At 38.0% G+C, this 12,610-nt stretch carries 14 protein-coding genes; 10 read left to right on the top strand and 4 right to left on the bottom strand.

The features are described 5' to 3' along the window. The 10 genes from JWR61_RS07430 (at position 1) to JWR61_RS07475 (ending at position 9,378) form a co-directional block, all read left to right on the top strand. Entirely contained in the window at positions 1 to 483 is a 483-nt protein-coding gene (locus tag JWR61_RS07430; protein WP_301927216.1) for a heavy-metal-associated domain-containing protein, read from the top strand. Positions 484 to 522: 39 nt separating this feature from the next. Continuing rightward, positions 523 to 1,332 carry a hypothetical protein gene (locus JWR61_RS07435; RefSeq protein ID WP_301927217.1) on the top strand — a complete coding sequence of 270 codons (810 nt, stop codon included), beginning with the start codon at positions 523 to 525 and terminating at the stop codon, positions 1,330 to 1,332. 358 nt (positions 1,333 to 1,690) lie between these two features. Continuing rightward, on the top strand, positions 1,691 to 2,047 hold the full coding sequence (locus JWR61_RS07440; protein ID WP_301927218.1) for a hypothetical protein: 357 nt from the start codon (positions 1,691 to 1,693) through the stop codon (positions 2,045 to 2,047). Between the two features lie 116 nt (positions 2,048 to 2,163). Beyond that, the gene (locus JWR61_RS07445; protein ID WP_301927219.1) at positions 2,164 to 3,345 is read left to right on the top strand and encodes a DJ-1/PfpI family protein; all 1,182 of its coding nucleotides are present in this window, start codon (positions 2,164 to 2,166) and stop codon (positions 3,343 to 3,345) included. 67 nt (positions 3,346 to 3,412) lie between these two features. Next, complete coding sequence (locus JWR61_RS07450) at positions 3,413 to 3,838, top strand: DUF2147 domain-containing protein (RefSeq protein WP_301927220.1); 426 nt, start codon at positions 3,413 to 3,415, stop codon at positions 3,836 to 3,838. A 28-nt stretch (positions 3,839 to 3,866) separates the two neighbouring features. Then, positions 3,867 to 4,268 (top strand): DUF6010 family protein, encoded by a 402-nt coding sequence (locus JWR61_RS07455; RefSeq protein WP_301927221.1) that lies wholly within the window; start codon positions 3,867 to 3,869, stop codon positions 4,266 to 4,268. 12 nt (positions 4,269 to 4,280) lie between these two features. Next, complete coding sequence (locus JWR61_RS07460; RefSeq protein ID WP_301927222.1) at positions 4,281 to 4,856, top strand: AraC family transcriptional regulator; 576 nt, start codon at positions 4,281 to 4,283, stop codon at positions 4,854 to 4,856. 635 nt (positions 4,857 to 5,491) lie between these two features. Beyond that, the gene (locus JWR61_RS07465) at positions 5,492 to 7,015 is read left to right on the top strand and encodes a glycosyltransferase family 39 protein (protein ID WP_301927223.1); all 1,524 of its coding nucleotides are present in this window, start codon (positions 5,492 to 5,494) and stop codon (positions 7,013 to 7,015) included. Between the two features lie 198 nt (positions 7,016 to 7,213). Continuing rightward, positions 7,214 to 8,128, top strand: a complete 915-nt coding sequence (locus JWR61_RS07470) for a GlxA family transcriptional regulator (RefSeq protein ID WP_301927224.1) — start codon at positions 7,214 to 7,216, stop codon at positions 8,126 to 8,128. A 686-nt stretch (positions 8,129 to 8,814) separates the two neighbouring features. Next, positions 8,815 to 9,378, top strand: a complete 564-nt coding sequence (locus JWR61_RS07475) for an RNA polymerase sigma factor (protein ID WP_301927225.1) — start codon at positions 8,815 to 8,817, stop codon at positions 9,376 to 9,378. A 180-nt stretch (positions 9,379 to 9,558) separates the two neighbouring features. Here the strand turns inward: JWR61_RS07475 and JWR61_RS07480 are convergent, their stop codons facing one another. The 4 genes from JWR61_RS07480 to JWR61_RS07495 form a co-directional block, all read right to left on the bottom strand. Further along, positions 9,559 to 10,194 carry a bifunctional 2-polyprenyl-6-hydroxyphenol methylase/3-demethylubiquinol 3-O-methyltransferase UbiG gene (locus JWR61_RS07480; protein ID WP_301927226.1) on the bottom strand — a complete coding sequence of 212 codons (636 nt, stop codon included), beginning with the start codon at positions 10,192 to 10,194 and terminating at the stop codon, positions 9,559 to 9,561. Between the two features lie 11 nt (positions 10,195 to 10,205). After that, entirely contained in the window at positions 10,206 to 11,114 is a 909-nt protein-coding gene (locus JWR61_RS07485; protein ID WP_301927227.1) for an NAD(P)/FAD-dependent oxidoreductase, read from the bottom strand. Positions 11,115 to 11,240: 126 nt separating this feature from the next. Continuing rightward, complete coding sequence (locus JWR61_RS07490; RefSeq protein WP_301927228.1) at positions 11,241 to 11,456, bottom strand: hypothetical protein; 216 nt, start codon at positions 11,454 to 11,456, stop codon at positions 11,241 to 11,243. 498 nt (positions 11,457 to 11,954) lie between these two features. After that, positions 11,955 to 12,551, bottom strand: coding sequence for a short chain dehydrogenase (locus JWR61_RS07495; protein ID WP_301927229.1), 597 nt, complete (start codon positions 12,549 to 12,551; stop codon positions 11,955 to 11,957). Positions 12,552 to 12,610: the final 59 nt, after the last annotated feature.

Consider the following 12,610-nt stretch of genomic DNA (forward strand, 5'->3'; position numbering starts at 1 on the left):
ATGAAAAAGATTATTCTTTTTATTGCCATCGCTGCATCATTCACGGCAAGGGCACAGGTTAGGACTGTTTCTTTACAGGCAAGTGGTTTAACATGCAGCATGTGCAGTAATGCAATTAACAAAGCATTGAAGAAACTCGATTTTGTTCAAAAGGTAGATGCAGAAATTAAGACATCCACTTTTGAAATTTCATTTAAACCAAACAGTGTTATCAATTTTGACATGCTAAGAAAAAGCGTTGAAAGCGCAGGCTTTACTGTTTGCGCTTTTGTTGCCAATATTCATTTTGACAATGTCCGGGTGAAGGACCGGCAACCTGTCATATTTCAGGATAAAACATTTCTTTTTGTAAATACCGGGGAGCATATTTTAAACGGTGACAAACAAGTCAAAATACTGGACAAGGGCTTTGTGTCACCAAAGGAATATAAAATGAATTCTTTTATAGCTTCACCTCCTGAAACCTTTCATGTCAGTCTGTAGCCATCAGATTTGTTAATATCATCCATAAAAATTTAAACAATGACGAAGTTACTTTTATTGGGAATGCTTTTTCTTTCCCTGTCCTGTCATGCCCAGGAATTGTTTTCAATGACGGAACCGGCCAGTAATATGGCTGCCGGAAGTATTGGTTTCAGGATTGATAATTCTATTATGGATGAGACCAACTCTTCAAAAATAAACTATCACCTCATTCCCGAAATACGGATCGGTGTATTAAAGAAACTGATGATTAACGCCAACGCCTTTTTCAGTAACCGGACCAAACAACTTAAAAGAGAAGGAGGCAGTATTTATGCCAAGTACCGGTTCCTTAGTAATGATGCAGTACAAAAGCATTTCCGTGTGGCTGCTTTTGGAACAATGAGTTTTAATAACAGTGATATTCACCAGCAAGAAATCAATATGTACGGCCATAACACCGGTTTTGAAGCAGGCATGGTAGTTACTCAATTATTACATAAGGTTGCTTTATCCTCTTCCATATCACTGGCAAAAGCGGTGGACAACGGCAACAACAACAAATATGTATATGGCACAAAAAATAACAAGGCAATCAACTACAGTTTATCAATTGGAAAATTAATGTTACCGAAGGAATACAGTAATTACCATCAGACAAATATAAACCTGATGGTAGAAACCTTAAGCCAGGTTAATACCGGATCAGGAAAATATTACCTGGATATTGCGCCTTCCATTCAATTGATATTTAACAGCGAAAGCAGGATAGATATAGGCTATAGAAAACAAGTAAGCAGCAGTTTATTAAGAACCGCACCAAATGGATTTTTTATCCGGCTGGAGCATAACTTTTTTAATGCTTTTTAAAATCAGCGTTTTACAATCCCTTCTTTCTATAACTAATCTAAAAGCATCTCTTCGGTAAAAGTAGTAAAAATGGATTGTCCGTTTTTGACATCATGCTGTCCTTTAAGGCGCTGAAAGCCACAATACCTTTACATCATCAAATAGCAGGGAAATAAAAACAACATGAAAAAAATCTTATTTGGATTACAGGCTGTCGGCTCCGTTGCTTTATTTCTGAAATGTGTATCACTTGAAATAAAGCCGGGCACTGGGAGATTGCCTGGAAATATTGCGGTGCAAATTTCAAAACCCAATTCACATACCAACGGCAATCTTGGAGTGTTCAATCATATAAATCAAATAAAACAAAATAAATAACATGAAAAAGATATTAGTAATCGCGATAGTCTTATTGTATTCCCAGGCTTCAAATGCCCAGCGGGACACATCTACGATTGAACAATATTGCCAGCTAATCGCTACTCAAAGACTATTGAGCAACAAAGTAACCATTGATATTGACTTTGGTGAAGAGAAAAGTTTTTGGCGGGATACAAGGCTTAAAACTTATGGTGGAAAAATTAAAAAATTTAATACCATTATTGATGCCATGAATTATATGAGTAGAGACGGTTGGGTATTCATTAACGCCTATCCTGTTCGCATTGGTGAAAGTGAGCGGTATCATTTTGCTTTTAAAAAGCAATTCGCAAAATCTGAAATTCAGGACTACTAATTCAATACTTAGTCAGTAGAATGGCTGTCATTTTTTGCCGTCTGTTTTTGACGGCAGATTCTCCGAAAAAATATTAATTACAAGGCATTTTTTTGCCATCAAAAACTATCATCATCATGAAAATATTTAAAACTTCAGCTTTAGCAGTAAGCTTATTATTGTTAGCAGCAATATGCTTAAATGCTTGCGGACCTGTTCGCAATCTTACACATCCGCCAGCCCCCTGGCAGGGTGAACGTAATTTTGAGATCAAAAAGCTGGTTCATGATACGACAAAAAAAAATGTCTTCATCATAGCAGACTCCAGATTGACCGTACTGTTTGATATGTTGGCTCCATTCTATTTATTCAATGCAACTGAAAAAGCCAATGTGTATATCATTACAAAAGACAAAACGCCCATTTTAATAAAGCGGGACCTGTTTGTAGCACCACAATTAACTTTTGACGAAGCCGATGCTATGCAACTGCAGGCTGATGTTATTGTAATTCCGGCCTTATCAACAAGAGATGAGCAGCAGGATCCGGTAATCATCCATTGGATAAAAACCCATTTTACACCAACCACTAAAATGCTGGCCGTATGTGATGGCGCATCTACTGCAGCTGCCACCGGGCTCTACGATGGCAAACCATTAACCTGTCATGCATCTGACTTTACCGGTTTGAAAAAACACTTCAGTAAACCGGATTGGATAAAAGATGTTGCGGTTGCAAATAGCGGCAATCTTTACAGTACCGCGGGTGTATCCAATGCTGTGGAAGGCAGCCTTACGGTTATCAATGAATTGTTTGGCAGGGAAACAATGCAAACCGTTTTGACAAGTATCTCTTACCCCGGCAATGCAATAAAAACAGCACATACAAGTGTGGCACTCGGTGGCAGCAATATATTTACTGTGGTTAAAAAAGTTATGTTTAGAAAGAACAGGAACATAGGTATGCTGCTCGACAATGGAATGAATGAATTTGAAATGGCAAGCATCATAGAGACCTATGGCCGCACTTTCCCGGCATCGTTTACCACTTTCAATTTAAACGACTCTACTATCCATACAAAATATGGACTGACATTGATAAATACAGGTAAAGCCCGGTTAAAAGGATTGGATGAAGTGCACTTATTGAAATCCTCCTCATTTCCAAAAGTTGGCGGATCGATTTTTAACAATGCTAAAATAATCTGTTACGATACAGTCCAATCCCAATACCCGATTGATATTTGTTTGAAAAGAATCAATGAGCAATATGGAACCCGGTTCGGCGAATTTGTAAAAATATCGCTGGATTACAACTAATAAGTTAACGCAAAAATAAAATCAATAAAAAGAATATAATCACTAACGATAAACTTAAATAAAGGTTATGAAAAAACTACACACAGTTATCTTTTTGACTTTACTGTCACTATTTTCACAGGCATTTATGGAGATGAAAAATATTTCTCCCAATGAAATTATCGGGATATACTGGTCGCCTAAAAAAGATGCAAAAATTGAAATTTATATAAAGGGGCAGCAATACTTTGGGAAATTTATATGGCTGGCAACACCCAAAAAGGACACTAAAAACCCGGCAAAAGAATTACAAAGCAGGGATGTGCTGGGATTGGAATTGTTAACTAAGTTTTCTTACAATAACGGGGTATACAGTGGCGGTGAAATATATGATCCGGAAACTGGTAAAACGTACTCCTGCAAAATGAACCTGGAAGGCGATAAACTTAAAGTAAGAGGATATGTTGGCATTTCTCTGTTTGGCCGCACTGAATATTTTGAAAGAATAAAATAAAAACATTGACATATTAAACGACAAAACAATGGCTGCAACAATCATCGGAATTTCTTCGGGGCTTTTAATAATATTATTGATTGGTCTTTTAAAACAACTGGATAAAAAGATAATTTATGGCATGGCACTTGCAGGAATTGGATTTCTCTACGTTGGCTTTGCCTGGACGAATTTGCAGGCACTCGTTGTAAATTGTGCGCAGGCAATCCTGTTCTTGTTCCTGGCCTATTATGGAATTAAAAAGAGCCTCAACTTTTTGGCTGCAGGGTATTTCCTGCATGGCTGCTGGGATATTGCATACCACTATTTTCAGGACCCCGGATTAATTCCCCCGCACTACGATTTATTTTGTTCCTCGCTCGACTTTACCATTGCTGTATACCTTTTGATTCTTAACAAGCGAAACTTGAAAATGAAGGCACATAATTAAAATAGCATCGTTATGACTTCAACAACATTACTTATTAAAAACATGGTATGTCATCGCTGCATACTTGCGGTGGAGGACATTTTAAAAAAGGAATCAATCCCCTTTCAAAATGTAAATTTTGGTGAGATCAATTTGGTGGAAAACCTATCGCCGGACCAACAGGAGCGGCTGGTAAATAAGCTGGATAAAATTGGCTTTGAACTGATTGACAATTATACCGGCGGACTCATTGAAAAAATTAAGCAGGTTGTAATTAAACGGGCCCGGAATGAAGTTGACGAAAGGGAAAGTAAAATAAAACTGTCACATTATCTTACCGGAAAAGTGAGTCATGAATACACTTACCTGAGCAGTTTATTTTCTTCTGTTGAAGGAAGAACTATTGAAAATTATTTTATTGAACAGCGGATTGAAAAAGCCAAAGAGCTATTAATTTACGGGCAACTGACTTTATCGCAAATTGCCTTTGATCTTGAGTACAGCAGTACGGCACATCTCTCCTCCCAATTTAAAAAAATAACCGGGCTAACGCCTACTTACTTTAAAGAGATTGGTATTGCAAAGCGTAAATCGCTGGATAAAATTTAAACCCAAAATTGTACAACGTTTACCCAAAGTAATGTAACAACCACCCCTCTTTCTCCAACTACTTTTGTGATATCAAATAAAAATTAAAAAATAAAAACATGAAATCAACGACAACAAAAAACCAGGGCGCACAAAATGTAAAATGCAGTAACCCAAACTGCGACTGTCTTAACTGCAACTGCGGTGCTGACTGTACTTGTGCAAATTGTAAGTAAGTTAATCCTGTTGAAGCAACCTCCAGCCGTTCCTTATAGGGGCGGCTTTTTTTATGTCTGTTTATGACAGAAGTTTGTCTTCCCGGATTATCCCATTACGGATAACTTTATGTTCAGAGCACCTGTAAAAATCAAAATAAGTTCAGACATAAATGGCTCACCAAATAAATACTTATACCACGATAGATGAATGGTCAAAGTAAGGCAGCTGCAAAATGCATATAATTTAGCGTGACAAAAGTATTTTCTGATGCCGGGGTAAATTTTGACTTGCATAATTCCGAAAAGTTTTTTGATTAAATGGAAGGAAAATTCCCATACAGAGGAACTTGAAAAAGATCTGAATAACCTGGGATTTAAATGTGAAATTTTAAATTAACTTGACACAGGTTAGCTGTAGCAGGGTTAAAATATAAATGAATGAAAAAGAAAATAAACATCTTAATACTCTTTGTAATTGCGAAATTGCTGCTGCAATACATGGTAGTGGGCCAGGAATATGAGTTGCACAGGGACGAGTTTTTACATCTTGACCAGGCAAAACATTTGGCCTGGGGATATACCTCGGTACCTCCTGTTACAAGCTGGATTTCCAGCATCATCATCTTTTTAGGCAACTCCCTTTTTTGGGTTAGATTTTTTCCTGCTTTATTTGGTGCGCTGACAATAGTAGTTGTCTGGAAAACCATTGAAGCATTGAACGGAAATCTTTTTGCATTGATATCAGGCGCCACCTGCGTATTATTTTCCGCTCTTCTGCGATTGAACTTATTATATCATCCCAATTCGCTGGATGTACTTTGCTGGACCACCTTTTGCTTTGTTCTAGTGAAATACTCCAATGATGAACATCCGAAATGGTTTTACATAGCAATGACTGTGTTTGCTATCGGTTTTTTAAATAAATATAATATTGTCTTTTTGCTGGCAGGACTTGTGCCCGCTCTCATACTAACAAGGCGCCCGGTTTTTACCAATAAACATTTTTACCTTTCAATTTTACCTGGCCTCGCATTGATTTCACCCAATCTTGCATGGCAGTATAACAACCACTTTCCTGTATTTCACCATTTGGAACAGTTGGCTAAAACACAGTTGGTTAATGTAAACAGGTGGAGTTTTTTAAAAGATCAGTTGCTATTTTTTATCGGCTCATTGTTGGTGATTTTTTCAGCACTGTATGCACTGTTATTTTACCCGCCGTTCAAAAAATACAGGTTTTTCTTTTGGACACTGTGCTTTACGCTGGCAATTTTTACTTACCTGAAAGCAAAAAGCTACTATGCCATCGGATTATATCCAGTTTACATAGCTTTTGGTTCCGTTTACCTCGAAAGGACTTTACAACCTGGCTGGAAAAAATACTTAAAGCCCCTTGTAATAGCCCTGCCATTATTATTTTTCATCCCTCTATACAAAATAATATTTCCAAATAAAAGCCCCGCCTATATTGCAGGTCATCCAGGAGCATATAAAAATTGGGGCTTATTACGCTGGGAAGACGGCAAAGACCATTCCCTGCCACAGGACTTTGCAGACATGCTTGGCTGGAAAGAGCTGGCGCACAAGATTGACTCAATTGATTCAACGCTTCCGGAGCGTGAACACACGCTCATTCTTTGTGACAATTATGGCCAGGCCGGGGCTATCAATTACTATACAAAAAATAAAAACAACAGGGCCGTTTCTTTTAATGCAGATTATATCAACTGGTTTGTACTGGATACAAAATTTGTTAATCTGATAAGGGTAAAAACAGTGGAGGGCGTAGGCAGTGAACTCAAAAAATCAAGTCCTTTTTTTGACACTGCGTATGTAGCAGGGGCAATAACAAATTCTTTTGCCAGGGAATATGGAACAACCATATTTGTTTTTATAAAGGCTAAGATTGATATCAATAAAAGAATACAGAACGAAATTGATGAAGTGAAAAACGATCGCTGATATGGCTAAAGCTGCAAAGGAAAGCCATGGATTCGGGTTCAATTTGCTACACGGTTGGCAGCTTAAATATTTATCCGGTAATTTTAAAATATCCGTGAAACTGAAAGCAATTTAACTGTCTGTAATTGACACCATCTTGTCCGGCTCTCAGCAAAACATCGCTTTACCTTTATTAAATAATTTAAAGAACAAAATAATATGCAAAAGGTAGCCTTTATCATCCCTCCTGCGGTCGAACTGCTGGACCTTGCCGGTCCTGTCCAGGTTTTTACAGAAGCTAAATTTTATGGTTTCGAAATAGAAATGGAATTTTATCAGTACAGCGAGGAACCCGTTAGCACGGCCGGCCTTGGATTTGGTAAAATTGAAAATTATAAAAAAGCAAAATTAAAAGAAGGAGATTTTGTTTTTGTACCCGGCATGGACAACGACTATATTAACAGTATTCCATTTAAAGCCGAAAGGGCATTCTTTAACTGGCTGAAAGAATGTTCGGAAAAGAAAGTAATTGTATGTTCAATTTGCAACGGTGCTTTTGCGTTGGGGCATGCAGGACTGCTGAAAGATACCGAATGTACCACGCACTGGAGAAGAGTGAAGGCCTTACAAACACAGTTTCCACAGGCAAAAGTAGTTGAAGATATCCTATACATAAAAAGCAACAATGTTTACACAAGCGCAGGTATCAGTGCCGGTATTGACCTGGCATTAGCCATTCTTGAAGATTTAAAAGGTGCACTGTTTACGCATAAAGTTGCCCGTGGACTGGTTGTTTATCACAGAAGGAGCGGCAGGCATAAGCAACAAAGCATATACCTCGACTACAGGAATCACATCAATCCCCAGGTACATGAGGTGCAGGATCACCTGATTGATAATCTTTCCAAAGAGAACAGTATTGAATCCCTGGCGTCGCTGGTGGGTATGAGTCCAAGAAATCTGAGCAGGGTGTTTAAAGAAAAAACGGGCTCTACGGTATTGGAATATTTAACACTGCTACGAAAAGAGTATGCTAATACAATGCTGAATAATCCTGATTATACTATTGAATATATCGCCTCCCAGTGCGGCTTTAAAACAGCAAGACAATTACAGCGAATCTTAAAAAACTGAGGCAGCCCCGGTTGCTGATTAATTAGAGTTAAATCCTGCTCCTGGTTAAAACAACTTTTCTTACAGGCGAGAATCAGGACTGGAAGATTCATTACCTTACTTTTTATTGCTGATAAAAATTTACTGCATTGTCATTTGTATAAACAACGCCCAGTATTATTTGCTCATGCTGCCTATTGTCAAAAGCTTTATTAATGATCAGTTAAAGTAATTTGGTACCGACTCCCTGACTTGCATATTGTGTCTTAACAGACACGTGTGCAATCTCTTCCCGATGGTCTGTTTCAATCGTGGCACTTTTATAAAACCACAAATACCAACAATTCTTTCACCTGAAGAAAAAGCGCCAAAGGCCGTTTTTAAATCAACTACGATCCGTGTTTTTGAAAATGTAAGGTGGGCCTTTTTCAGGCGTGCTTCCGGTGGATGAGCAAGTATATTGTCACGGTTGCCTGCTGGACGGGTTTTGACAAATCTTGTTGCAACTATTTTAACCAGGCTGTGCACAATGTTCTGCCTTGCAAAGCAACCTTTTTTTAGTCTATACCTATGCCGGCGAAACTGCAAAAAGTTGCCGTTTAAAAAATTGCCCGGGTAATTTTATTGATCCAGGCTGCATGGCTTAAAAATTACAATTACTGAAAAATTAGTTCTGCTATTTTCTGACTGCTATAATAATTCTTACTATGAAAAAGATCATTCTTAAGGAACAAACAGAACGGGTAGATTCACAACATGAACAATTTGAAATGATCCTGGATGGCTGCAGGCTTAATGAAGGAGCGGCGCAAAGACAATTGTACAACAGGTATTACAGATATGCCATGTCAATTGCTTTTAGATATACTTCAGATTATGATAATGCAGTAGAAATGGTAAATGACGGATTTTTTAAAATTTTCAGGGAGCTGAAAAAATTTGCGCCGAGAAATGAGAATACAGCTGCTTCATTTATGGCGTGGTTTAAACAAGTAATAATATTTGCCTGCATTGATCACTTAAGGAAGTATAATAAAAAGGAAGGAAGGGTAATAGTGGAGCCCGCCAAGGTAGCAATTGAAGATACCTGTAAAAATGCCGTGGGAATATTACAGCACAAAGACATAATCCACTGCATCCAGCAGTTATCACCAGTTTATAAAATGGTCTTTGACTTGTATGCCATAGAAGGTTATTCGCATGCGGAAATTGCTAATAAACTCAACATTTCCGAAGGTACCTCAAAAGTAATTTTCATAAAGCAAGGCTAAACCTGCAGGTGTTTTTGAAAAAAGATAAATAATAAGACTTACGAACGGGCCATATAGAAACCAACTAGTTAAGACTCCGTCACATACTGGTAAAGGTCAATTCATGCACAAAAAATAACAACCAGGGACATTTCCTTTAAAAATTGCGAATCGGATTGTTTCTTTAATAACATTCGACGATTATCTTTTCCTTCCAACAAACCTTATTACCGAACCCTGTCCGTTATGGTACTTCCCTTCATTCAGACTTATTTCTTCTTCCTCCAATTTCAGCACCTGATAGCCATCAAAGTCTTTCAATACTTCCTCTTTAGAATACAACATGTCAATATCCTTCGGGCCGCCAACACCGGGATTGTGCTTATTGAGTGCAATATGATTTTTGCTAAAAGCTTCCATAATAATTAGTCCTCCCGGCTTTAAATATTTATTCAATTTAGCGTGAAATGCTGCTTTTTTATCGGCTGCAAAATGGGCATAGATCAGCCCGATTGCATCAAAAGGTTCATTGCTGAAGTCGAGTTGCTCCAGGTCTGCAACGATATAATCTAGCGTAACATTAAACTCTTTTGCCAGTGCCAATGCTTTTGTTTTTCCCTCAATACTCAAATCAAAGGAGGTTACCTTCCAGCCCAAACGTGCAGCAAAAACTCCATTGCGGCCTTCACCATCCGCAGGCATTAAAATGGTACCGGGTGTAAATTTTTCAAGCCATTCTTTAAAAAAGACATTAGGCCGTTTACCGTAAGCATACGTCGTTTCTTTATAGCGTTCATCCCACATATTTTTATACATTTCATCCCAGCTTTTTTTCATAATTATTTGTTTTAAAATTCTTCTAAAATCATTTTCTTACTTATGGCTATGCCGGCAGTTGTTCCCATCGACACTGCGTTTGCTACGGTCCGAATGCGGCTTACATTGTCGCCAGCAGCATAAATACCTTTTATGGTAGTTTCCTGCAAATGATCCACTTTGATGTATCCATCTTCAGTCAGTTCACACCCCAATGATTGTGATATTGTGCCGTGCTGTTCAAATGGAGCGGGTGCATATAGAACGCTTAAGGGTGTTGTTGTACCATCGCTGAAAACAATGCTTTCAAGATGCCCTTTAACGTGAGCTAATTTTTCAATTTGCTTTTCAATTATTTTGATGTGGTGACTTTCGAGCTTTGCAGACTGTTCGGCAGATAAAGTAGAAGGTTTATTAGTAAACAAAGTTAAATCCGTTGTCCAATTAGCTATAAGCCTGGCAAAATCAAAGGCAGCATCACCATTTAAAAATATGCCAGTCTTTTCATTTCTTACTTCGTAGCCGTGGCAGTACGGGCAATGGAGCACAGAAATTCCCCAACATGGTGCAAACCCTTCAATAGCAGGAAGCATGTCACGGATGCCTGTTGCGAAAATTAGTTTTTTTGCCATAAATATTTCGCCGGTGGCCACCTGTATTTGAAAGCCCTTTTCAATTTGTTTTGCCGCAACAGCGAGACCATTGAAAAACTGAACGGTTTCATACCTGCTTACCTGAAGGTTGGCCAATGCTGTTATTTCAGTGGGTGTTTTTCCATCGTTTGTAAGAAAATTGTGCGAATGAAGTGTTTGCCTGTTACACGGTTTTCCATTGTCGATTATTAATACCTTTCTTAAGGCCCGGCCAAGTGCCATACCGGCAGCAAGGCCGGAGTAACTGCCTCCAATAATGATTACATCAAATTTATTTTCGGGTGCCATGTTATATTTAGTATTGTTGAAGAAGAAAATGGTAACGCAATAGTTTGTATTGCAATCGTACCCATTTTTATAAAGTCACGTCTTTGTATTTGCATCATAGTAGCGACGCGTTTTATTTTTTCGGTTCTAACTATTAGATGCAACTCTTTTAAGTATTGTATCTATAAATGGAACAGCAGCAAATACAATCCAGGACACCAATGAAATGGTTAACAGAAATGTTCGCAGGTACGATGGTAATGCAGCCAGCTTTTCCCCAAACAGGTAAAGAAACAAAGTGATAGAAGGATAGATAGCAATCCAGATTTTTAAAGATGCGATCACTTTCATTTTTGTTTTCATGATAAATATTTTTAAGTGAATGATTTCTTTGCTGGCACAAAAGTAGTTTTTGCAGTGGCTTCCGTAGTAGGACAAACGTGCAATTGTATAGCACATTTTTAAAACCAGTGTAACCAGGTTTAGCGGCGGCATCGGCACATAACCTTCATCCACGGCTTTTTTAAAAACTTCAGAAACAATAACATGGGGCGGTGCTGCTTCCAGCCTTAAAACTCATTACCAATAATAGGTACCTGATAAAGATGCCCAAATTGAATTATAAAAAATAACAGAGGGCATTATTCTGCTATCAAAATATTTGTAAATAAAGGAATTGTTTTTAAAGAGAGAAACGGACAGCAAACTGTGCAGGCTAATCCTAAAGTAATTTAACATTTAGCATACTCAACATGGTAATCGATACCTTTTTGAGCGTTATAATACTCAATATAAATGTAAAAAATGAGCCCTGGCTTTTAAAAATCCGGGCTCTTTTTTTAAGCTGATTGAATGTTGTAATTAATAAGGTTTAATTATTTGGCCGGTATTTGCGCCAAATATAGATTTACGAAATCCATATTCTAATTGCTGCATCGTTACGGGAATATCACCTGGAAAATAGGGGAAATATTGCGGGGAGTTTTCTATAACAGTTGGACTAACTGCATTAATACGGATACCATTTTCCAACTCAATAGCCGCTCCTCTCACAAATCCCTCTACCGCTCCATTGGCCGCCGATGCATTGGCAAAATTCTTCTGCGGATCATGTGACAGAGCTCCCGTTATCAATGTAAATGATCCCTTTGGATTAATATAATGCTGGCCTATTAATACAAGGTTAATCTGCCCCATCATTTTACCTTCCACGCCTTGCCGAAATTCTTTATCAGTTAGCTTTTTCCAGGGACCAACAAAGGTTGGACCTGCAGTTGAAATCAATGCATCAAATGCGCCAGCTTGCCTGTACATATTTTCAACGGATGTTGTTGAAGTAATATCTACCTGCACATCACATCCTTTGGAAGCTGCTGTGATTACTTCGTGATCTTTTGTAAAGGCTGTTGTTAAATGCTTTCCCATAGTGCCTGATGCACCAACGATGATAATTTTCATTTTTGTAAATTTTTAAAGTTTATTTACGCAAAAGTAAATTCACCGCAAGGCAGTATAAC

The sequence above is a fragment of the Ferruginibacter sp. genome (genome assembly GCF_028288465.1).
In the GTDB taxonomy this organism is placed as follows: domain Bacteria; phylum Bacteroidota; class Bacteroidia; order Chitinophagales; family Chitinophagaceae; genus Ferruginibacter.